This is a genomic window from Sporosarcina sp. P32b, assembly GCF_002743335.1.
In the GTDB taxonomy this organism is placed as follows: Bacteria; Bacillota; Bacilli; order Bacillales_A; family Planococcaceae; genus Sporosarcina.
Window position 1 is genome coordinate 1 of the sequence record NZ_PDZB01000011.1, and the last position, 23,031, is coordinate 23,031.

Annotated in this window: 23 protein-coding genes and 1 riboswitch; of the genes, 14 read left to right on the top strand and 9 right to left on the bottom strand. The window is 39.2% G+C overall.

Going from position 1 to position 23,031, the window contains the following annotated elements:
- Positions 1-215 precede the first annotated feature (215 nt).
- Positions 216-1,319, top strand: coding sequence for a threonine synthase (locus tag CSV64_RS09115; protein WP_099634313.1), 1,104 nt, complete (start codon positions 216-218; stop codon positions 1,317-1,319).
- Between the two features lie 68 nt (positions 1,320-1,387).
- Here CSV64_RS09115 and CSV64_RS09120 read toward each other — a convergent pair whose 3' ends face one another.
- Positions 1,388-2,641 carry a dicarboxylate/amino acid:cation symporter gene (locus tag CSV64_RS09120; protein ID WP_099634314.1) on the bottom strand — a complete coding sequence of 418 codons (1,254 nt, stop codon included), beginning with the start codon at positions 2,639-2,641 and terminating at the stop codon, positions 1,388-1,390.
- 473 nt (positions 2,642-3,114) lie between these two features.
- Here CSV64_RS09120 and CSV64_RS09125 point away from each other — a divergent pair, with 473 nt between their 5' ends.
- The 5 genes from CSV64_RS09125 (at position 3,115) to CSV64_RS09145 (ending at position 6,390) form a co-directional block, all read left to right on the top strand.
- Complete coding sequence (locus tag CSV64_RS09125) at positions 3,115-3,642, top strand: TetR/AcrR family transcriptional regulator (protein WP_255397638.1); 528 nt, start codon at positions 3,115-3,117, stop codon at positions 3,640-3,642.
- 296 nt (positions 3,643-3,938) lie between these two features.
- Positions 3,939-4,490 carry a biotin transporter BioY gene (locus tag CSV64_RS09130; protein ID WP_099634316.1) on the top strand — a complete coding sequence of 184 codons (552 nt, stop codon included), beginning with the start codon at positions 3,939-3,941 and terminating at the stop codon, positions 4,488-4,490.
- Between the two features lie 186 nt (positions 4,491-4,676).
- The gene (locus CSV64_RS09135; RefSeq protein WP_099634317.1) at positions 4,677-5,090 is read left to right on the top strand and encodes a universal stress protein; all 414 of its coding nucleotides are present in this window, start codon (positions 4,677-4,679) and stop codon (positions 5,088-5,090) included.
- A gap of 267 nt (positions 5,091-5,357) precedes the next feature.
- On the top strand, positions 5,358-5,768 hold the full coding sequence (locus CSV64_RS09140; protein ID WP_099634318.1) for a universal stress protein: 411 nt from the start codon (positions 5,358-5,360) through the stop codon (positions 5,766-5,768).
- 187 nt (positions 5,769-5,955) lie between these two features.
- On the top strand, positions 5,956-6,390 hold the full coding sequence (locus CSV64_RS09145) for a DUF6526 family protein (RefSeq protein ID WP_099634319.1): 435 nt from the start codon (positions 5,956-5,958) through the stop codon (positions 6,388-6,390).
- A gap of 72 nt (positions 6,391-6,462) precedes the next feature.
- On the opposite strand, the gene CSV64_RS09150 is transcribed toward CSV64_RS09145, so the two are convergent.
- Genes CSV64_RS09150 through CSV64_RS09160 form a run of 3 tightly spaced genes read right to left on the bottom strand, consistent with a single transcriptional unit; the run spans position 6,463 to position 9,268 of the window.
- Positions 6,463-7,233, bottom strand: coding sequence for an energy-coupling factor transporter transmembrane component T family protein (locus CSV64_RS09150; protein ID WP_099634320.1), 771 nt, complete (start codon positions 7,231-7,233; stop codon positions 6,463-6,465).
- Positions 7,211-8,677: an ABC transporter ATP-binding protein gene (locus tag CSV64_RS09155; protein ID WP_099634321.1), complete on the bottom strand. Its 1,467-nt coding sequence runs from the start codon at positions 8,675-8,677 to the stop codon at positions 7,211-7,213. The genes CSV64_RS09150 and CSV64_RS09155 overlap by 23 nt, the downstream gene beginning before the upstream one ends.
- A gap of 21 nt (positions 8,678-8,698) precedes the next feature.
- Entirely contained in the window at positions 8,699-9,268 is a 570-nt protein-coding gene (locus tag CSV64_RS09160; RefSeq protein WP_099634322.1) for an ECF transporter S component, read from the bottom strand.
- Between the two features lie 82 nt (positions 9,269-9,350).
- Positions 9,351-9,462, bottom strand: a riboswitch (TPP riboswitch).
- A 187-nt stretch (positions 9,463-9,649) separates the two neighbouring features.
- On the opposite strand from CSV64_RS09160, the gene CSV64_RS09165 reads away from it, so the two are divergent.
- Positions 9,650-10,222, top strand: coding sequence for an exonuclease domain-containing protein (locus CSV64_RS09165; protein WP_099634323.1), 573 nt, complete (start codon positions 9,650-9,652; stop codon positions 10,220-10,222).
- Positions 10,223-10,426: 204 nt separating this feature from the next.
- On the top strand, positions 10,427-11,935 hold the full coding sequence (locus CSV64_RS09170; protein ID WP_099634324.1) for a multicopper oxidase family protein: 1,509 nt from the start codon (positions 10,427-10,429) through the stop codon (positions 11,933-11,935).
- Positions 11,936-12,155: 220 nt separating this feature from the next.
- Here CSV64_RS09170 and CSV64_RS09175 read toward each other — a convergent pair whose 3' ends face one another.
- Complete coding sequence (locus CSV64_RS09175; protein WP_099634325.1) at positions 12,156-12,713, bottom strand: recombinase family protein; 558 nt, start codon at positions 12,711-12,713, stop codon at positions 12,156-12,158.
- A gap of 105 nt (positions 12,714-12,818) precedes the next feature.
- Between CSV64_RS09175 and CSV64_RS09180 the strand changes: the two genes are divergently transcribed.
- Both CSV64_RS09180 and CSV64_RS09185 read left to right on the top strand, forming a co-directional pair.
- On the top strand, positions 12,819-14,228 hold the full coding sequence (locus CSV64_RS09180; RefSeq protein WP_099634326.1) for a SulP family inorganic anion transporter: 1,410 nt from the start codon (positions 12,819-12,821) through the stop codon (positions 14,226-14,228).
- 13 nt (positions 14,229-14,241) lie between these two features.
- Complete coding sequence (locus CSV64_RS09185) at positions 14,242-14,655, top strand: universal stress protein (RefSeq protein WP_099634327.1); 414 nt, start codon at positions 14,242-14,244, stop codon at positions 14,653-14,655.
- A gap of 102 nt (positions 14,656-14,757) precedes the next feature.
- Here the strand turns inward: CSV64_RS09185 and CSV64_RS09190 are convergent, their stop codons facing one another.
- The 3 genes from CSV64_RS09190 to CSV64_RS09200 form a co-directional block, all read right to left on the bottom strand.
- Positions 14,758-15,705, bottom strand: a complete 948-nt coding sequence (locus CSV64_RS09190) for a hypothetical protein (protein WP_099634328.1) — start codon at positions 15,703-15,705, stop codon at positions 14,758-14,760.
- Complete coding sequence (locus CSV64_RS09195) at positions 15,698-16,207, bottom strand: sigma-70 family RNA polymerase sigma factor (protein ID WP_099634329.1); 510 nt, start codon at positions 16,205-16,207, stop codon at positions 15,698-15,700. Before CSV64_RS09195 ends, CSV64_RS09190 begins: the two co-directional genes overlap by 8 nt.
- A gap of 121 nt (positions 16,208-16,328) precedes the next feature.
- A complete protein-coding gene (locus CSV64_RS09200) occupies positions 16,329-17,105 on the bottom strand; it encodes a DUF2935 domain-containing protein (protein ID WP_099634330.1) in 777 nt (258 codons plus the stop codon).
- A 144-nt stretch (positions 17,106-17,249) separates the two neighbouring features.
- On the opposite strand from CSV64_RS09200, the gene nadX reads away from it, so the two are divergent.
- The gene (gene nadX / locus CSV64_RS09205) at positions 17,250-18,032 is read left to right on the top strand and encodes an aspartate dehydrogenase (RefSeq protein ID WP_099634331.1); all 783 of its coding nucleotides are present in this window, start codon (positions 17,250-17,252) and stop codon (positions 18,030-18,032) included.
- A 71-nt stretch (positions 18,033-18,103) separates the two neighbouring features.
- Here the strand turns inward: nadX and CSV64_RS09210 are convergent, their stop codons facing one another.
- Entirely contained in the window at positions 18,104-18,385 is a 282-nt protein-coding gene (locus CSV64_RS09210) for an amphi-Trp domain-containing protein (protein WP_099634332.1), read from the bottom strand.
- Positions 18,386-18,745: 360 nt separating this feature from the next.
- Here CSV64_RS09210 and CSV64_RS09215 point away from each other — a divergent pair, with 360 nt between their 5' ends.
- The 3 genes from CSV64_RS09215 to CSV64_RS09225 all read left to right on the top strand — a co-directional run bounded on the left by CSV64_RS09215 (position 18,746) and on the right by CSV64_RS09225 (position 23,031).
- Positions 18,746-19,930 carry an AAA family ATPase gene (locus CSV64_RS09215; RefSeq protein WP_099634333.1) on the top strand — a complete coding sequence of 395 codons (1,185 nt, stop codon included), beginning with the start codon at positions 18,746-18,748 and terminating at the stop codon, positions 19,928-19,930.
- 15 nt (positions 19,931-19,945) lie between these two features.
- Complete coding sequence (locus tag CSV64_RS09220; RefSeq protein ID WP_099634334.1) at positions 19,946-21,391, top strand: vWA domain-containing protein; 1,446 nt, start codon at positions 19,946-19,948, stop codon at positions 21,389-21,391.
- A gap of 107 nt (positions 21,392-21,498) precedes the next feature.
- Positions 21,499-23,031, top strand: coding sequence for a DEAD/DEAH box helicase (locus CSV64_RS09225; protein WP_099634335.1), 1,533 nt, complete (start codon positions 21,499-21,501; stop codon positions 23,029-23,031).

The window sequence follows — 23,031 nt, forward strand, 5'->3', positions numbered from 1 at the left end:
TTTGCGTAAAATTCATTGTGAGTCCTCCTTGGTATGTAAATTAGGGGTCAATTCGTGCAGATTTGACACCCCGCATCATACCAAGAGGGCTCTTTGTGTTCAAGTCCCCGAAAAAGCTTCTAACAGGAATGCTCCCATATATTCAGTTTATCCAATAAATATATATAAAAACCTATTTATAAGTAAATTATAACTGCATAAAGGAGATCACGAGTATGACACTATATAGCTGTTCGGAATGTAAGAATGTTTATCCTATTGAGGCAAGACGCTGGAAGTGTGAATGTGGCGGTCTGCTAGATTTAGTACAGCCGGAATCGGACACAACCTGTAGTAGTTGGACGAGTCAAAGATCTATTTGGAGATATGTTTCTTCAATGCTAGGTGGAGAATATCTAAGTGGTTGGCGTTCAATTACACTTGGGGAAGGTCAAACACCTTTACTACAATTAGATGAATTAGAGCCTAACACTTATATCAAGGTAGATTTTATGATGCCGACATTATCTTTTAAAGATCGAGGTGCAGCGGTACTTGTGACACTGGCAAAACGGTTGGGGGCCAAAAAAATGATTGCAGATAGCAGTGGTAACGCGGGAACAGCCATCGCTGCATACAGTGCCAGAGCAGGGATAGACTGTGATGTGTATGTGAGTGCGGATACATCGCCTAAAAAGATGGCGCAAATTGAAGCGCATGGCGCAAGTATTAAAACAGTGAGAGGAACTAGGGAAGATGTGGCGACCGCGGCTCAAACTGCAGTGGAAGAAGAGCAAGTGTATTATGCAAGCCATGTCTACAATCCATTTTTTTACGAAGGTACAAAGACGTATGCATTTGAAATCTATGAACAATTGGGAAAAGCACCTGACACCTTACTAATTCCAGTTGGAAATGGCACCTTATTATTAGGCGCCTACTATGGGTTTAGAGAGTTACTTGAAGCGAAGAAAATTGACCAAATGCCGAAGATCATCGCTATTCAAGCTGAGAATTGTGCACCACTTTCAAAAGCATTCGAAGGTCAAGATCTCAAAGGAAAGCGGATCGTGAATGAAGGAACTCTTGCGGAAGGTATTGCCATTGCTTCACCAGCCAGATCCAAACAAATACTTGAAGCCATCAAGGACACAAAAGGTTCGTTCATTACTGTTTCGGAAGATGAAATTATAGTAGCCCGTGCAATGCTTGCAGCGAAAGGGTTCTATGTAGAAATCACTTCAGCCGTTAATTATGCTGGATATATAAGGTATGCGAATTCTAAAAATGAAGTCATTGTCATTCCGCTGTGCGGAGCGGGAATCAAGTCCCCGACATGAAAAATCCTGCACGGAAAGCGGTCATGTTTAGTAAACACGATGGTTTTCCGTACAGGTATTATTGGGAATTATGCGATTTCCGTTTCTCCTTGAATTTCTTCAACATCTGGCTCGCCTAACACACCTTCTGATTTCGCAACGACAACGGCACATGCAGCGTCACCAGTAATGTTGACAGCTGTGCGCACCATATCAAGTAGGCGATCTACTCCGAGAACAAGTGCGATTCCTTCAACCGGCAGACCGACTGACGTTAGAACCATTGCTAGCATGATTAGGCCTGCGCCTGGTACAGCAGCTGTTCCAATACTAGCCAATACTGCAGTTAAAACAACAGTGAGTAACTGTGCCATAGTTAATTCGATACCATAAGCTTGTGCAATGAATATGACAGCTGCCCCTTGCATAATGGCTGTGCCGTCCATATTAATTGTAGCCCCAAGCGATTGAGTGAACGAACTGATAGATTCGGGTACTTTCAACTTCTCTTGAGCGGTTTTCATTGAAATCGGTAGTGTCGCGGCAGAACTTGCCGTACTGAATGCGACAACTTGGGCAGGAAAGAAGTTCTTAAAGAACCAAATGGGACTCCTCTTGCCAATGAATGCGACCGATCCACCATAGACAACAATCGTATGGATTAGAAGGGCTCCGAGAACGACTCCCATATACATTCCCATTACCTTCAGAGCATCCATACCTTGACTTCCTACAGCGGATGCGATTAAACCGAATGCCCCGTACGGTGCGAACTTCATCACAAATGTAATTAGATACATAATGAGTTCATTCGCTTGTTCAAAGAACTCTTTCACTCTTTCAACTTTACTACCCATCATTGCCATTCCAAATCCAATTAATGCTGCAAAGAAGATAATCTGAAGCATATTACCTTCTGCCATAGCACTAATCGGGTTTGTGGGAATAATGCCTAATAACGTGTCTGCTACAGGTGGTGCTTCTTGTGCTTCATATGTGGCATTAGCTGTTTCGAAATTGCCACCTTCACCAGGCTTTAATAATAGACCAAGAGATATTGCGATAACCAAAGCAATAGCAGTTGTAATTAAGAAAAACCCGATTGTTTTGCCACCGATTCTCCCTAATTTCTTTGGATCACCAATTCCAACCGTTCCGAGGACGATTGAAATGAATACCACGGGCACAACTAGCATCTTCATTAGATTCAAGAAGATGGTACCGAGTGGTTTAAATAGAAATGCGTCAGCTTGTGTGAAAATACCAGGCGTGAAAATATTTAATACTAAACCAACAACTACCCCAGCAATAAGTGCAATAATAATATTTCTGGCCAACTTCATACAGTTCCCTCCTTAACATAATATATTCAACTATACGCATAAACATGAAAGCGCTTACTTAATATTATTCGATATATTTCGAAGAAAGTCAACATAATTAGGTATATGCTTGACGGATTATAAAATAGGTAAAGAGAAATAGAGAATAGTAGAGTAGTCGTTGTCGTTATTCTAATTAAATAATTCGTAGGAGAAACGATTTTTTATGAGTAATAATTATAGCTAGTAATATGTTATGAACGGAATGATAATAGTTAATACCTTAAACATTTCAAACTGCATAATTAGAGGCTGAGCAAATAGATTAATTGCTTTTAAAATTCAATGTATTGTTTGGTTTTTTGTGAATCTCACTGTACAATTAACGTATCTATTGATATTTTTTTATATTATGATTGGAAGTGTTTTAACTGAAGAAAAGAGGACGGCAAGTAGGAGCAGATGGCGAAAAAAGTCGTAAATTACTTTTAGAAATTTCGGCAATGCAATTTGCTCTACATGGTTTTCATAAAACCAAAATTAGTGAAATCGTGAAAGAGGCAAATGTTACACAGCCAACATTCTACTTATATTTTAAAAGCAAAGAAGCTGTATTCCAGGAATTAGTCGATGTATTTAAAGAAAAACTATATCATCATGTAGCACAAAGTAAACTTCCTGCAGATGTGGCAGAAGAAGGAGTATCCGAGCGAATCGCTTATGGATTACGGGCTGTTTTTGAACTCTTCCAGCAAAATGAAGAAGTTGCCCGGATTGGTTTCGTCGTTTCGGAAGAAGCAACTACTATTAAAGCGCAAATGACTGCACAAATAGAAAATAATCTTACGGAAGAAGCAAGACTTGGTTACTTTCATACTACTGTAAATTTCGATGTGGTCGCTGCAGCCCTAGTTGGAGCGATTGAATACCTAGCGATTACTAAACTTTGGCCAGGCTCTCATACACCAGATGAACTGGCTGAAGAGATCACACAGTTATTTTTACATGGGTTGAAAAAATAACTGGTGAATTGGAGGATAAGCTCTCTTGTAGAGTTAATGCATTTTGATCTTTCGAAGACCTTCAAAATATGTTGTAGCCTATACTGAATTAGGGTTTCTACGGATGTTGAAGTAAATTCACAAATATACTATACGATAGTAGACTTCTACCGGAGTAATAACTAAATAGCTACTGTATTTTTAATGTACTCTTTGAGTAAACAAACTATCACATAGGATTGACACAACTATTTATATACTATAAAATCAATGTCAACACTACTTGGATAATGGTTTACTCAAAGGGGATTAAAGAAATGATGGACTCGAGAAATAAATTAAAAATGATGATTGTAACCGCGTTATTCGCGGCCATTATCGGCATTATGGCACAGCTAACAATTCCACTTCCACTAGTTCCGATCACAGGACAAACACTTGCAGTCGGTTTAGCTGCAACTATTTTAGGTTCACGTTATGGAACGATCTCTGTATTAGTATATTTAGCGATGGGAGCGGTAGGAATGCCAGTATTCTCAGGTATGTCTTCGGGATTAGGTGTAATCTTTGGACCGACTGGCGGATTTTTGATTGGCTTTATTCCAACCGCATTCATTACGGGTTATTATATGGAGCGGACAAGTTTCAAACTACCCAATGCGATTATCGCCAATATACTTGGAATGTTCGTTGCGTTAGCGTTTGGTACAGTATGGCTAAAGTTTATCGCGGAACTTTCTTGGACAGCTGCTATCATGGCAGGCTTTGTTCCGTTCTTAATCGGGGGATTCATCAAAGCTTTTCTTGCAGCGTGGGCTGGAATTATGGTTCGAGGCAGATTGCTCGCCAACCGCTTATTGCTCGCATAATTTAATTTTAAATCATGTAAAAACGTTAATTCATATACTATGAGTTAACGTTTTTTTGTAGATGGGTTAGTTCTTTGTGTTTTCATATTAATCGGATAAGAAGAGCAGTTGGAACACTGAATACTCTAGCGTTCTGATATATACTACTAATAATAAGTATTTTAAATACTGGGAGGGGCTGTTAGTATGAAAATTGCTGTAGCTATAGATGGTTCAGAACATGCTTTTCGTGCAGCGAAATATGCGCTGACGCTTTTAGGGAATAGACAAGACGCAGAGCTTGAAGTGATTTCTGTAACCGACTATAACAAAGTGGAGGATGAACAACTCCTGTTGCAAAACCTTAAAAGTTTATCGTTGTATCAAGATCGAATTGTAAGACCAGTAGTCGAGTTGGCGGAAAAAGCGGGAGTTAGAACCACTATCACGCTGTTGCGAGGGAATCCAGATCAAGAAATCATTAATCATCTGCAAACGGACGATGTTGAACACTTGGTACTTGGTAGCCGTGGAATGAACATGATGCAAGAATTGGCGCTCGGTAGTGTAAGTCGCAGTGTTATGGAGCAAGCAAATTGTCCAGTAACCATCGTCAAATAAATGAAGTCGTCATATAGTCTGGTGTACTAGGCTTTTATGGCGATTTTAATTTAAATAGGATTTACTGTTTTATAAGAAGCAGATAGTTGGATTTTCGTTAAGTACTTGGTAGAATGGTTTTGGATTGTTAGAATAGCTACTTAGTATTGGACTACATGATCCGTGAAGAGGGTATAGAACTTGAGAATGGAATGTTATGTTGGTGACAGAAGCTGAAAGAAAATCTCAATTATAAAATTGAAGAAAGTAGTTTTAGGAGGTTTTATCATGAAGATTGCTGTGGCGGTAGATGGCTCAGATAATTCATTACGGGCAACAGATTATGCGATTATGTTAATGCAACAATTTTCTGGGGCGAAACTGGAATTGATCCATGTAATCGACTTCAATAAAGAAGATGAGCGATTATTAAAACAAAGTCCTAATAGTCTTGATAAGTATCAAAAGAAAAAGTTGCAATCTGCATTGAAGTTAGTAAAGGATAAGGGAATAGTAGCAGAAGTTACAGTTCTTCAAGGAAATCCGCATCAGCAAATCATTAAGCATGTAAACACTAATGAAATTGATCATCTCATTCTTAGTAGTCGTGGTTTAAGATTACTTAAAAATTTAGTCATGGGTAGCGTCAGTCAAAAAGTAATCAAACATGTGAACAGCTCTGTCACGATAATTAAATAAATACTATAAAACAAAACTGCCATAGCGTATCGTTAAGATAGCTATGGCAGTTTTTTGAGTTAGGTTAACATAGCAGGAAGGCTCCGTGACTCATATTGAAACGGTTGTCCTAATGAAAAGCAATTACGCACACATCTTGCACTAAATAAGATATAATACCCCTATCGGTATATAAGGGGTGACAAGAATGAAAGAACAATCGTATGAAAATCATACACGTGTAATGCCATTGCAACACTATATTTGGTTGCCTTTAAGCTTTGTATTGCTTTTGACAACAGCAATCTATGGAATTTATCAATTTGTAAAATACGGTTTCTCAATACAGATTCTGCTATTATTTGCTGTTACCGTTCTCGCTATTATTCCAGGAATGCTCGCACGTATTTATGCATTGTCTTTGCAAGATCGATTAATCGTCACAGAAGAACAGCTTCGCTACTTTATGCTGACAGGTAACCGTTTAGCTACAAAATTGACGAAGTCACAATTGATTGCATTGCGATTTGCTTCAGATGAAGAGCTCGTGGAGCTTGCGGATCGAGCAGTAGTTGAAGGGCTGTCACCTGATGAAATAAAGAAATCCGTGAAGTCATGGAGAGCAGATCATCAGCGGGTGTAATGAAAAAGAGAGCACAAGATCTGAACTAGATCTGTGCTCTCTCTTTATATGGTTACATACTTTATGTGTTGATTATCGGTAAACTGATAGTAAAAAAGCTGAACATAAACAACATATCATGACAAGTAAAAACACCCTATCTATTGTATTATACTGTGTAGGATAATAATACGTCCTCGCAGCCCCCATCTGATATTGCTTCGCTTCCATCGCAACTGCAATGCGTTGTGCGCGACGTATACTTTGGGCAAATAGAGGAACGGTATAGGATTGCAAACGTTCATACAACCCTTTAACCCCTTTTGAAAACTGGATATTCCGTACTTTCAACGCGTTCCTGCGAATTTGTAGTTCCTCAGTTACAGCGGGAATTAAACGAAAAGCTGCAATGAAACTATACGCATATTTGGACGGCAGACGAAACTGCTGCATCATCGCATAAAAGAATAGTACGGGTTGGATTGTTAAGATAAACGTAAAGCCGACGAAGCCGAATGAAAGGGACTTACTTCCAAGCAAAAGCGCATGTTGAATGCTTTCTTCGGAAATCTTGAATAATCCCCATTGCCATAATACTGCTTCACCCTTACCGAACAACAACATTGTCAACCCAGTGGACAGGAAAGAAATGACTAACGGAATTGAGAGTAATGAAAGTTTCTTCAGTGAATAGCCGCTAAATACATAAAACAATATTCCGTATAAAACTGCTTGTGAGATAGCAAAAGGCAAACTTTGATTCACAAGCGTAATAATCAAGAACGCAAAAAACACAATGAATTTTAGCGCGGGATTGACCCGAAATAACCAGGTCTTGCGTTTAGGTGTGAACCAATTGAACATTCTTCGCACCTCCTGCCACATTAGCCGTATGTAGTACGCCGTCCACTACAGTCCAAATAGCTGTGGCAAAGTTCACTACAATTTCCGTATCATGCGTAACCATCAAAATGGTCATGCCTTCGGTGCGCAGTTGTTCTAACTTCTCGAGAATGGCGAAAGTGTTTCGTGCATCCTGTCCGAAAGTAGGCTCATCAAGTAACAAGATATCCGTATGAGGAGTAAGAGCAGTTGCTACACTCAAACGCCGCTTTTGACCCGTCGATAGCTGATAAGGGTGACGTGAAACAGAATATGGTAAGTTAAATGAGCGTATGAGTTCCTTCGCATAATGTTCGGCATCTGCTTTTGGCATACCGTGCAAAGATACGGTTAACTCTTCCGTAATAGAGTTCGTCACAAATTGCAGCTCGGGGTTTTGAAAGACGAGCGATAGACCTTTAGGAAGTTGTCGTTTCTTCTTTTTCCATATAATTGGCACGCCGTTTACTTCATAGACACCGTTAGTCCGAAGTAGTTGCATGAGAGATAGAAGCAATGTGCTTTTACCAGAACCATTTTCTCCAACAATCGTAATCCAGTCACCAGCCTGTACGGTCGCCTGTTTGACAGAAATCTTCTCCGCTTGACCACGATAGCCGTGAAAATCTTGAATCTGAATTTTCTCTTGAGATGCAACTGCTTGACGATTTTTCGTCATCGATTGAAATGCTTTGGACGTTTTATATTCTTCCCAAACACCCGGATACCAAATGCCATAGCGTTTCAGTTCTTGCTGGAAGTTTGCGAAGATCTCTGCAGGCGACCCATCTGCTATCATAACCCCATGATCATTAAACAGCACCACGCGATCAACCCAGTCAGCAATCAAATCAATTTTATGTTCTACAATAATCACGGTTTTATCAGCGGTCGCTTCTTTAATAGAAGTCCAAATCTGTTGCGTGCCTTCCGGATCTAGTAAGGCAGATGGTTCATCCAAAAATAGCACGTCAGGTTCCAGCAGTAAAACAGAAGCCAATGCTAAACGCTGCTTCATACCTTGAGACATTTCATTGATAGGCGTATGAGGGTCTTTTACATGTAAGTCTACACGTTTCAATACCTCTTCAATACGAAGAGTCATTTCTTCACGTGGAACTTGAAGATTCTCCAAAACGAATGCGAGTTCTTCATCGACATAGGTCATACAGAACTGTGTATCCGGGTCTTGGAAAACGAATCCCCACGAGTCAGGCAACTGAATGTCTTTTACTTTCAATGGCAGTTCGATAGAGTTTGGTATAATGCCGCTTAATACTTGGAGTAAAGTAGATTTCCCCGAACCACTAGGGCCGAGCATGAGAACTTTTTCACCAGGCCGAACAGAGAAGGAGAGGTCTTTAAAGAGCAAACCATCTTCTCCTGGAAACTTTAATCGTAAATCGGTAACGCTGATGTTATTCATAGTAAGATCATTCCTCCGCGTTTACTGATCAAGCAACGTATATTCTTTCTTATCAACAGGTCGAATTAACGATGTCACGCCTGTAGCTTCTAGCGCTCTTACAATATATACAGCGAAAATACCTGTGAAGATGAACGCGCTAATAGCACGTAGTCCGTATTTCACAATGAGTGCCCATGTTTCGAGTGCTGCATATCCATAAATTAAATCGAGTCCGAAACTTGCAAGACATGAAGCGATACCTGCTAACCCAGCGATCATAATGGAATAGCGTTTATAACGGAATGCAGCAAACAGTAATTCAGCAGCAAGTCCCTGTGCAAATCCATACATCAATACTTCAATACCATGACCAGCAAACGCAGACAATGAAGCTCCTGCTATACTTGCGATGAATGCAGTACCTGGCTTTCGCAATAATAAAAAGGCAAATGGCCCTACCATAAACCACATACCGTAAAGCAGTTGACGCGCAACAGGTATGATCGGTTTGACGACCGTATATAAATCATCCCAAAACTTCATTAACACTCCAAACACCACACCGATCATGATAGTGATCAATAAATCGGTAAACTTTAACTTCTTCATACTCTTCCACTCCCTCTTATTTTTTCATACAAAAAAGCCGTCTGAAGAGCAGACGGCCGAGGAAGGAAAGAGATTCCTGTATAATTCCATCGATCACGCTCTCTACGCTGGCATTACCCAGATCAGATTAACGGTCAGCAGTGGATTAACCTGCTATCTCAGCCTGATTCTCTCAAGCACCCGTACGGACAATTATGTAAGCAATCCTAGTATACAACACGTTGAATTGTGTGGCAACTTATGAAATTACTACACGTTTACTAAATTGGCAGCAGTTTAAATTGAACATATAGTATTGAAATCCTGATATACTAAAAGGATAGAGATGATTATAATTAAATTCAAAATACAATGTAAATAGAGTGTAAAAGGAGTTTGTACATGACAAAACTTATCGCGTTTATTGACGTGGAGACGACAGGTATGAGTGCCGAGGCGAGTGAAGTAATCGAGTTAGGCGTGATGCTTGGTGAGTACGATAATAATCGTATTGTTCGGGTGGCTGATGAGTATTGCGAGTTCCAAGAACCGTTCTATTCGATCTCTTCGACCATTACGAATCTCACGGGCATTACCGATCAAATGGTAAGAGGGAAGTCGCTGGATATGGATAGAATCCTGAAAATACTAGATCAAGCAGATGGTATAGTAGCACATAACGCATCATTTGATAGGGGATTCGTCAGTCGACTATTGCCTGAAACGCTCGACATGGATTGGTATTGCTCCGTCCGACAAATCAAATGGAAAAATTACGGCTTTGAGAATGGTAAACTGCAACAATTGCTGAGAGCGCACCGAATTCAAGTGCATAATGCTCACAGAGCGCTAGACGATGCAAAGAATCTTGCGGTATTGTTGAACTCGTCCAATCCTCATCTGGCGGATGATACATTCATCTCCTATTTGATCAATAAAGCGCCGATGAAGAAACCAGCTAAAACAAGATTTTAATAGTGGTGAAAGATGTCCGGGAAGTACTTCCTTGGCATCTTTTTTTATTGATGACTAGTTTTCACAATCACTTCAGTAGCCTTTAGGCATTTTTCTATAAAAAATGGCAGAAGCAAATCAATTATAATGCGTCACTCGTGCATAGTTTTTCCATATGTTATTGCTATACTAATCTTGAAATCAATAGACAAAGGAGATTTATAAATGAGTAAAAAAATTCAAACCGTTATGTTTATAATGAGCGCATTATTAATCAGTGGTTGTAGTGACGATGCGCAATCGAATGATCAGAACAATCGACACATGATGAATCAAAATAGTAACGAAGGAAATCATCACATGACGGATGACTCTACAATGGGAAACGGACATATGAGCCATGACAATGTAGTGAGTTTAAAAGACTCGACAGGTGAAAATGAATTAAATATCCCACCATTGCTAACTAGTGATGCGACAGATCGAACTGAATATACTATCAAAGCGCAAACAGGTAAGGTAGAAATATTTGATGGAGTTACTACAGAAACATTGGGTTATAATGGTGACCTATTAGGGCCAGTTCTTCAGTTTAAAAAAGGTGAAACGCTAAAAATCCACACAATAAATGAATTAGATGAAGAAACAACATTTCATTGGCATGGTTTAGAAGTTTCTGGTGAAGCAGATGGTGGACCGCATAAAACACTTAAACCAGGTGAAAAAGAACTAATAGAATTTGAAGTGACACAAGAGGCAGCTACGTTATGGTTTCATCCACACCCAGAGGGCAAGACATCCGAACAAGTATACAAAGGACTTGCAGGGTTGATATATATTGAGGATTCTAATTCAGCGAAATTAGAAATTCCTAAAGAATACGGAAAAAATGATATACCTTTAGTTTTCCAAGATCGAGTTTTCGATGAGCAAGGTCAATTAGATTATAAATCGGTCATGAACGAAGATGGGACGATAGGGGATACATTATTGGTCAATGGTACGGTAAATCCTGTATTAACAGTAGGTAAGGAACAAGTGCGTCTTCGATTACTAAATGGATCAAACGCGAGGAATTTCACGTTCAAATTGAATACAGGTGAATCATTTGTTCAAATCGCGACAGATGGCGGTTTCTTGAATAAACCCGTCAAATTGAATGAAGTAACTTTGACGCCATCCGAGCGGGCAGAGATAATTATTGATTTCTCACAACTTAAGTCTACAGATAGTCTGTCTTTAATTAATGAAGATGGCTCCATCCTTTTACCGTTTGATGTATTGGATCAAGAAGTAGAAGATACACAAACAACAGAGCGACTAAATGATTTTGCCGTAACGGACGAAGAAAAAAACATGCCGGTAACGAAGAATATAGAGCTTTTCGGGATGATGGAACATGTTGAAATAAACGGAAAGAAATTCGATCCAAACAGAATAGATTTTACTCAAAAGCAAGGCGTGACAGAAGTATGGGAGATCTATAATAAGAAAGATATGATGGGTGGTATGATTCACCCATTCCATATTCATGGCGCACAGTTTAAAATTCTTTCAAGAGATGGAGTAGAACCTCGAGAGAATGAACGAGGATGGAAGGATAGTATTGCTGTTCATCCTGGAGAAAAAGTGAAAATCGCCATCCAGTTTAAGCATAAAGGTGTGTATATGTTCCATTGTCATATTTTAGAGCATGAAGACAACGGAATGATGGGACAAATAGAAGTGAAATAAAATAATTGGGGAGATAGCCAGTGAAATGTTCATTTCACTGGCTATCTTACGTTTTTTATGAAATAGCGCAAGTGCAAATTGATTTCATCAGAAGGGAATTCTAATAAGGAAAACTATAAGAATGAATTGATTATACAAAACCATTTTAATGCTTGATACTACTGCTATCTGAGCAAATGATACTAAAACTATAGATAAAGAAAATTAACCAGATGGAAAACTACTGCTTATCATACGGAGCTGCTCTCTCATCCAAATAGCGATAGAGTGTGGATTTACTAATACCTGTTTCTTCTTTGATATCAAATAAAGTGAAATTTTTACTATCATACATTTCAAATGCGCGTTGTAAGTTATCATCAGACTTTCGTGGACGTCCAATTGCTTTACCTTGTTGTTTCGCAACTTGTAAGGAAAATGTAGAGGAATGACTGAGAAAAGTGGTTTGCAGTTTTGCGAAAAACTCTACGTTTTGAAGCAATGTGGTAGATTGCATAGTATGATTAGTTAGCTGTTCGTCCACAAAATAAATAATGAGTTGATCGCGTTCTGCTAAGCGTAAAATATCCCAGAGCTGTTGAAGCGAGTCAGCTAGCACTTCAATGTTTTGTACGTACAATGTGTCTCCTCTTTGGACATCCATTAGTAGACGTTCAAGCTCCACTCTTTTTTTAGCTAGTCCGTGAGACTCTATATAAACCATGTCTGTGGCAAGATCCGCTAACTGCTCAGTAGCTTGCTGATCACCTACAATTGGACGGGTATATCCATATTTCATTTTTTACTCCTTACTTCCCAAAACTATTCACTTATGGGACTGAAAATGATATGCTGTTTACATTCTACCATGGATGAACTTTTTACATCACGAGAGGGGAACAATATGCAAACTTTACAACAGCAATGGTTTGGTAATGTGCGTGCTGATATATTGGCAGGTATAGTCGTCGGACTAGCGCTCATACCAGAAGCATTGGCTTTTGCGTTTATCGTTGGGGTCGATCCGCGTGTAGCGCTATATGCATCATTTACTATTGCCGTTATTACTGCATTCGTTGGAGGCCGTCCTGGATTGATATCAGCTGCTACAGGTGCAATGGCGCTAGTGCTTGTTAGTTTAATGGCGGATCATGGCCTAGAGTACGTACTGGCAGCGACTATCTTAACGGGTATTATTCAATTAATTTTAGGTTCACTAGGAGTAGCGAATTTAATGCGCTTCATACCGAATTCGGTCATGCTAGGATTCGTAAATGCATTAGGAATTATGATTTTTATTACACAGCTACCTTATCTAGTCGGTTCGGGTACGATGACGTATGTATTTGCGATCGCTACATTGATTTTGGTGTATGCGGTGCCGCGATTCTTTACAGCAATACCTGCTCCACTTGTTGCGATTGTTGTCATGACGGCTATTGCGTTGTTTAGCGGAGTGAAACTGCAGTCAATCGGTGATTTAGGGACGATGCCGAGTTCATTGCCAACATTCTTTTTCCCTGATATCCCATTGAACTTTGAAACACTGAAAATTATTCTGCCGTATTCATTGGCGCTGTCGATTGTTGGGTTACTCGAGTCGTTGCTGACTTCGCAAGTGCTCGATGATATGACGGACACACCGAGTAATAAAAACCGTGAAGCACGCGGACAAGGTATTGCCAATTTCATCACTGGATTTTTCGGTGGAATGGCAGGTTGTGCGTTAATAGGACAATCCGTTATCAATGTTAAATCAGGTGGTAGAGGTCGTCTATCTACATTGACTGCTGGAGCATTTTTAATGTTTTTGATTATTGTATTAGGGGACTTGGTCGTTAAAATTCCGATGCCTGTTCTTGCTGGTGTTATGGTTATGGTGGCGGCAACGACTTTCAACTGGGGATCGTTTAAATTTCTTCGATCTGCACCACGTTCAGAATCGATTGTTATGCTGATTACTGTAGTGATTATTTTATACACGCATAACTTAGCGATAGGCGTAGTGATTGGAGTTATCCTTAGTGCATTATTCTTCGTTGCGAAGATATCACGTGTCTCGGTAACGAATGAAGAGGGTATATATAAAATACAAGGTCCTTTATTTTTTGCTTCTACGACGAAGTTTATTCAGGCATTTGATGATATAAATGACAAACAAATTATCATTGATTTTGAAAATAGTCAGCTGTGGGATGAATCAGCAGTAGGTGCGATTTTAAAAGTGATCACTAAGCTCGAAAGTAAGGGGATTGCGGTCACGATTCGTGGGTTAAATTCTTCAAGTGAACAATTATATGAAAAATTATTGTAAGGGAGTGAACGATATGAAAATTGCTGTAGCAATTGATGGGTCTGAAAATGCGATGCGCGCCGCAAAGCACGCGATTATGCTAGCAGAATACTTGCCAAAAGTTACGTTAGAGATTATTTATGTACAGGATCTTAGCAAGGCGAAAGATGAAAGACTGTTATCACAAAGTCCTGAAAGCCTAGCATTGAAACGCGAACAAAAAATGCATCCGATTTTAGCTATGGCAAAGGAATCGGCTGTGGATGCGAAAGTCATCATACTCAAAGGGAATCCTAGCCAGGAAATAATCAACTATGTAAATGAGAAGAAAATCGACAAACTAGTTATCGGTAGCCGTGGTTTAAATTCATTTCAGGAAATGGTTTTAGGTAGTGTCAGTCATAAAGTGATGAAACATGTAGACTGTCCAGTAACGGTGGTAAAATAAAAAGAGATTGTTCACGTATTGAACTGAACCCCAAATGGAGTCGCTTTTTTAAAAGTGTCTACCATTTGGGGTTCAGTTCATAAAACCGTACTAGCGCTTTTTTTATTTTTCATATTCATTCCATTTGATTATGTCATGGAATCTTGTTGGACGCTCTCGCTGGGTGATTGCGTATGAAAGTGGATCAAAAGTAACTTCAATATGCATATCAGGTTGAATGTCATCAAAGGATTCGCTGAAGTTGAACCAGGCCGATTCGTAAGCTAGATCTATTATTTCATCCGTAGATAGACCCTCATAATCTTTTGGTTCAAGCCCTAACACAAGCAATACTTGTCCCTGATCTGCAGATGCTACCACGCCATCTAACGTCTGGGTTCGAAACTTTTCCATTAAATCTGGAATAGATTTCTTCTCCATGAACGCTGTGATGACTTGTTGATGCTCTTTTTGGAAAGCGTCTAGTATTTGTCGTTGGGTTGTTTCATCATTAGGTTTATTTCGTTGCAACCAGTTCATTACATTTGTATGACGCTGAGTGTATGTCAGAATCACTTTGAAATATTGATCATAAGAATAGCCAAAGTTGTCCATCTGTGCTTTTTCAACGCTTTTTAATTGAACTTCGGTAAAATCATTAAAAAATGACTGCTGTTGCTCATTAATAATTGTATCAATTTCCTCTCTGTCTTCTTTGTAGCCCTGGGAAGCTGCATAGTCTATAACAGAATCAATCTCTAGAATACTTTGAAAGACTCTGTACCGTAATTCATCAGAGTCACCCTGATCAAGCCGTTCGCTTTGAAGCATGAGATCATATAATGTCTCGTCTGTTTTATATGTACTACCATTAGTGCTAGTAGAACCGTTTTGTAAGATATTGAACGTGATCAATACTATAGCAACTAAAACGATAGCAGAGGCAACAATAGGAAAAGGATTTCTTCGTTTTGGTTTACGTCCACCGTAAAGGACTCGTTGCTTTAATTCTTCCTTATCATTGAAAACGTCTCCCGCCGCAGCGTCTAAACTTTTTTTTACCTTATTCAATGGAAAGCACCTCCCAATAATCAGCTGACAGTTTATCTTTTAACAAAATACGTGCTTTGGTCATTCTCGTTTTTACGGTGTTTTCCGATAGATCAAGAAACGCAGCAACCTCTCGCATAGTTAGTTCTTCGTAATAATAAAACAGTATAATTTCTCGATACTTTATAGGTAATGCCAATATAGCAGAAGCAATCGCAGACTTTTCTTCCTGTAGAATCAATCGATCATGTTCAGTATGTATAGTTTCTGCCCATTCTTTATTAAATTTCAAATGTCGGAAAGACCAGCTTCGCAAATGATCTTTACAGCGGTTCACTGTTAATTTTGTTAAGTAAGCACGTAACTTTCCTTGTTCTTGATAATTCGTTTTCTCGTAAAATGAGATGAAGACCTCCTGGACGATATCCTTCGCCAGTTCACGGTCACGTAAATAGAAGTAGACCATTTTCAATAAATGTTCCCCATACGTATCCATTACATGCTCCAGTTCCGCCGAATTCATATCCACCACCGCCTCTCTATTACTATAACGAAGCTCAAATAGAAAAAGTTTTAATCCGCTAAAGTTTTATGTGAAAAACGAAAAAACACGACGAGAAATTCTCGTCATGTTTTCATGAAAATTAGTTTACGACCTGATCTTCGAGATTTTTCCACAGATGATGGGCTTCTCTCGCAATATGTTCTAACAAATCGGGCGGAGCAGTCGTAACCGCGGCACAAGCTTTGATCAGTTCACTTAATTCCAACTTAAAAGCTTCCAGTGCTTTTGCTTCTTTTATCACCATTTGATTGAATGTATTCAACACAGGTGATACTTCATTCCGTGGTCTGCGAATGATGGTCTTCAAAGCTTGAGCTTGTAATAGAAGGTTTTCAAACTTCCTTGTCATTGCACGTACTTGATCATGCAATTCATAATTGGAAGCGTCCACGTAATGACTAATAAATATAAGGTGGTCAAGCATTTGACGAAGCCAGAAGTTGCTCTCATGCAGTGTCGCGTCAGCTGGCGTGATGTAAGAATTCGTTTCAATTAATTTGAACACACGCTCTGCTTCTTCAGCTTCTCGAATCATATGATCAAGAAGAGAAGTAGGAGTTGAAATGATGACGTCGCAATGCAATGCGCGATCCATCGTATGAATTAGTAGGTCAGCGAACTCTTTTGTAGAGCTCTTTGCCTCGTCGATAATCAACCCGATATCACCAGTTTTGGATTCAGTCTTTTTAAATATTTTCCCCATGCGGTCGACCATTTGCTGATTGGCGCGAGCTAGTTCCAACTCATGGTGACTAATTTCTCGATCGAAAAACTCCCCATGCTCAAAGTTATTGCGCACCCAAAAATCGATAATACCGTACGTATCCCGTTCATAATTATCCGTATAACCAGCCATTTGTACATACCCCCTAATTTACCTATCTCATATCCATACCATCCTATTCCTTTCTTGTGTGGATTATGTATAGACAGGGTATTGTAGTAGAAAGCCATCTATTTCTTGGAAGAGTGTATATACTGAAGAAAGAGGTGTTGTCATATGAAAATAGGTATAATTGGAACTGGCAATATTGCGCAGTATCTATTAGAAAGTATTAATAAGAACGGCAAAGTGGAAGCTGAAATTGTCTCGATATTCGGACGTAACCAAGAGGTGGGGCCAAGGCTGGAATCACAGTACAGTGCAAAGTTCTATACAGACTTTCAGGAGTTCATTCATTCTCCTATGGATGTAGTCGTGGAAGCTGCAACGATTGGAGTTGCGATGGAGCATATGGAAGAAGTACTGGAGAATAAGAAAGACCTGATATTGAGCAGTATCGGGGCATTTAAAGATGTGGAGTATTTGAATGAAATGAAAGAAGTGGCACGGAAGAATCAGCAACATATTTATTTGCCTTCAGGAGCGATTGGGGGACTGGATCTTCTACAATCAGCAAATTCTCTAGGCGGATTAAAGGAAGTACGCATTACGACTAGGAAGTCCTACCAATCACTAGGACTTGAAGTAAAGAATGTAGAAGAATGCATGTTTGATGGCGTAGCAATAGATGCGATTGAAAAGTTTCCTAAAAACGTCAATGTCGCATTACTATTATCAATTGCAGGACTTGGTGCAGATAAAACAGTAGTACGCGTAATAGCAGATCCAAATGTTCAACGAAACACACATACTATTGAAGCAGAAGGTGATTTTGGCAAAATGAATTTATTAATTGAAAATGAGCCAATGCCAAACAACCCTAAAACAAGCTATCTTGCGGCATTGAGTATAGTTTCCACTTTACAGAATAGAGGAAACGCGATTACCGTAGGTAGCTGAATTAAGAATTGAGGTTTTTTTACAAACAAAAGGCTGCCCATCACAGGGTAGCCTTTTGTTATGACTATATTTTAACTAATCGAGATACCGGAATTATTTATACTTTTTCCGTCTCGCCACTCAATTTCCACTTCGAACTTATACTTATCGTTTTCTTTTTCCAATTTAATTTCGAGTTCTACTTCAGAAGCAGGTGTTACACCATGATTTTTCCCATCGTGTGTCAATGTAAAAGTACCATCCTCTTTCAACTTTTTTGCAAGTGTTTCAAGAAATTCAGCTGCCTGGATGAGTGACATTTTTTCTTCGTGATCTACTAAGACAACAGAAGTACTTTTATTTTCATTCCACATCTTACATCCACCTCCTCGATTAGTAGGTATTCAATTAACTATACCATAATGAACAATCGTCACGAAGTACGTTAACTAGTGTTTTAAGCCTTGCATAGTATTAGGAAAATATATTGGGAAAAGTAATAAAGTGGTGAGTTGATAAGGGTTAAAAGGGGTAAGAGAAGTAAATAGGTTACTGTAAATAATTACTAACACTAGATTTCTGACTGTAGGTGAAAAGTTAGACGGAAATAGAAGGTTCGTTATTACATGAACAATGAAAGAATTACGTCTAGGCGGTTAAAATCTTCATATTACAGTCACACTGTTATATAAAAAGAACAATGATTCGTTATTATTAATTGAGGGGATGTCTATATGGATACGAATATAAAAAAGTTGCATGATATAAAAAAAGCATTGAATGCCAAGTTCTTTGAACGTGAAAACGAAGTAGAAGGAATATTAGTAGCCCTCCTTTCTAAACAACATATGTTAATGATAGGGCCAGCTGGGACCGCCAAATCTGCTTTATCCGTAGAACTTGCGAAAATTGTTAATGGCACGTCGTATTTTCAATGGTTGCTGACAAGATTCAGTACCCCCGAAGAAGTATTCGGACCGCTGTCGCTAAAAGACTTAGAAGAAGGCGTATATAAGCGCAATACCGCTACTAAAATGCCAGAAGCACATTTGGTGTTTTTGGATGAAATTTTTAAAGCAAACTCTGCAATATTAAACAGTTTATTGACTTTAATTAACGAAAGACTATTTTATAATGATGGACAACCCATAAAAGCACCATTAATGTCGGTCATTGGTGCTTCAAATGAATATCCCGAAGAAGGAGAAGGGCTTGAAGCTTTATTTGACCGATTCTTATTACGATTCGAAATTAATTTCATCGCGGATGAATCAAACTTTGTATCGATGATGAAGGATGAAGGCGAACATGTTGAAATTCCAACGATGCATTTGGACGACTTAGTGCAACTTCAAATTATGACTAATAAGGTGCATATTCCGGATGAGGTATATGAGACATTGTCTACCATTCGAAGAGAACTTCAAGACGAAGGAATTCAACCTTCTGATCGTCGATTCAAGCAATCTTTGGGCATCTTGCAGGCGAGAGCTTTACTCTATCAAAGAGAATCGGTTCAGACAGATGATATGGTGATTCTTGAAAATGCACTGTGGGAGACGTTGGATCAAAAAGAAACTGTGTGCACGATTGTCCGTAGACATTCACAAGATGGTGTAGCACAAAGGCTTTCTACAATTGAAAATGAAGCGAATGAAATCTATGATTCGGCAGTACGTGATCAGTCAACAGAAGCAGGCATGGAAGCGGTCCAGAAAATCACTGTATTATCGAAGGAATTAAATGATTTAAAAGAGCAAAATAGTAGTCGATCTGCTGAAGTGGATCATGTCCAAAAAGTAATTATGACCTTAAAGAATGAAGTGGAAAGTAGTCGAATGGATACTGCTTACTATAGTGATACGAATGAAAAGAAAGATGAAAATGGCGAGCAACATGGAGTCTTTTTTAGAATGTAAAAGGAGTGATATTCGATGAAAAGAAGTAAAATAATTAGAGATCATCGCTCCGTACTGAATACAGATGCATTTGATAAAAGACGTTTTAAAGAACTGTTCGAGATGTCAGATGGTTTACAAAAGGTTAGGGAAAAAGGGCAATTGCCAACTATAGAAGCGTTGCTTGGCGATGTTTGGGCATCACTATATAAAATGAAACCAAGAATTATAGTAGAGCGAATAGATCCAGCCTTAAAACCGAACAAGACCATTGTAGAAAAGCTAATGAAAGATGAAAACTTTGAAGAATATAGAAACTTTACTCGTTTGGACGATCTGGCCGCGACTGTGTGTACCGTGAAAATGGTTGAGAAGATCAATCTGTGGTTAGCTGAAGCAAAAGCTTTAGATGAAGAGTTGCTGAAGTGTATGGAAGCGGTAGAAGCGCTACAAGAAGACGTGCCGATTGAGCGGTTGGATGAACAACAAGAGGAATTAGAAGAAGGACCTGTCCAGGAACTAGCCGAGGCTACGGACAAGTTAAACGATCAGCTAGAATTCACACTTGAAACGAATGGCGAACGATTTTTGCAAGCGATCGATGAAGCGGTGGAAGAGTCGATCAAAGTAAAAGACAGCCTGATTTCTCTGATGGGTGGGAGCAGTGCAGGTAAAGGAGACGCAGAGTTGAAGAAAGTTCCATTGCGTGAACAACTTGCAGTGGCGGATCAAGTAGCGATGGATCCTAAAATGCAAGAAATTGCAGAGTGGGCTGGTCGTTTTCAAGAAGTAGCACGTGAAAAACAGAAGACGAGCTATGTGGAAGCGATCGAGAGGCGTGGCGTAACAATTGGAAAAGAAATGGAACGCCTCTTGCCGATAGAATTAGGACTCTATTCAAATGACTCGACGAAAAAGGATTTCTTGCGCCGCTTTGCGGAAGGAAACACGATGCAGTTTGAACAGAAGAAGCGAGAAAATCTTGGCAAAGGTCCGATTGTTTTTTGCCTTGACCAATCTGGAAGTATGAAGCTGCTTGATACCCAGTCAAAAGGGTTCATCTTGGCGCTTCTATCAATCGCAAAAAAACAACGCCGGGATCTATGCGTTCTATTATTTTCTACGACCATTCAAAAAGAAGTATTTCGTAAAGGCAAAATCACTTCAAATGAACTTGCTCGACTAGCTAGAACGTATTTGGGTGGGGGAACAGACTTTACACTGTCACTGCAAGGAGCCCTCGAAGTAATAGAAGACAGTACTTTCAAACATGCAGATGTCATTTTCGTTAGTGATGGAGAAGATGAAATTAGCGAGAGTTTCCTAACCGAATTCAACGATAAGAAAAAACAAAGGGAATTCAATGTACTGACCTTAGCAATAGGGAAAGATACGGCCGTCGCTGAATCATTCTCAGACCGTGTAATTCATGTAACTGATTTTGATGACGAAGGAAGCTTTATCGCTTTTGAAACCTACTAAATGCAATACCTAAACCCTTCAATTGCGAAGGGTCTTTTTTGTTTATCATAATATGATCTTTTTTGGGTATTCTAATCAAAACATACAAGCTAGTTGAGGTGATTGGAATGCTAATTGAAAGATCGTCTTCTTGGAAGGAAGGGTTTATTCAACGACTTGAAAACCATGAACCATGGAATAATTCCGTGCTGTATAGCATGAGCTATGACATCACGAAAAATAACTTAATTACTGATTTTACTGGATTGCAGTCACTTGCTTACTTACCGAACGTTAAACCGTTACCCCATCAAATAAAAGCAGCTGAACGAGTAATTGAACAGATGAACGGTAAAGCGATTTTAGCGGATGAGGTAGGGCTTGGGAAAACCATTGAAGCAGGTCTAATCATTAAAGAATACTTGCTCAGAGGACTTGTGAAAAAAGTACTGATACTAGTACCCGCCTCTCTCGTCAATCAATGGGTGGAAGAATTGTACACGAAATTCCACATCCCTGCGCTGTTGTACAAAAAGAATTATGCGCTCGATTATGTGGATGTAGTAGTAATGAGTATGGATACTGCCAAACGCAGTCCACATAAGGAAAAAATCTTTGCACAAGATTATGATTTAATTATTGTAGATGAAGCGCATAAATTAAAAAATCATCAGACGATTAGTTATGAGTTCGTACAAAGTTTGAAGAAGAAATTTTGTTTATTGCTTACAGCCACACCGATTCAAAATGATACGTTTGAATTGTTTTATTTAGTGACGCTACTTAAACAAGGTCATTTAGGAAACTATGAAGAGTTTTCTTCCGTGTTCTCTGCAAAAAACCGTGATGAAGAACGAGATAGTTATTTGAAGGAACTAGTCAGCCAAGTTATGGTACGTAACAGACGACAGGACACGGGTGTGGAATGGTCCACACGGAAAGTTCATACGGTTCCTATCACATTCACGGACTATGAAAGACAAGCCTACACTGCTGTATCCAATCTGAAAGAAATATCCCCGGTATTTTCAGATGCTTTTTCCACGATGACATTACAAAGAGAAATGTGCAGCAGCCCCGAGGCGACAATCGGTACATTGATGAAGTTATTGCCAGAATGTAAGCAAGTAGAAGAAATCACACATGTGGAAAAGGTCATTGAACAACTAGAGAAATTATCGATTCATTCAAAAGCTAAAAAGGCAACAGAACTGATTTTACAAGCGAATGACAAGGTAATTATTTTTACTGAGTATCGGATGACACAGCTGTATTTAAGTGATTATCTGTATGCGAATGGTATATCAAATGTCATTTTTAACGGAAAGTTAAGCAAAAGTAGCCGGGAATGGATCAAGCATTTATTCAAGCAACAAGCGCAAGTACTAATTGCGACAGAGTCCGGAGCAGAGGGAATCAACCTTCAATTCTGCCATCACGTCATCAATTACGATCTTCCGTGGAATCCGATGAAGTTGGAACAGCGGATTGGACGTGTGCATCGATTAGGGCAGGAGCACGATGTACAGATTTATAATTTAGCTGTGAAAGAGACGATTGATGACCATGTGATGAAAGTGTTGCAAGGAAAGATTGAGACATTTGAACAAGTAGTAGGGGAACTAGATGATATTTTGGAAATGAAAGAACGGTCTGTGTGA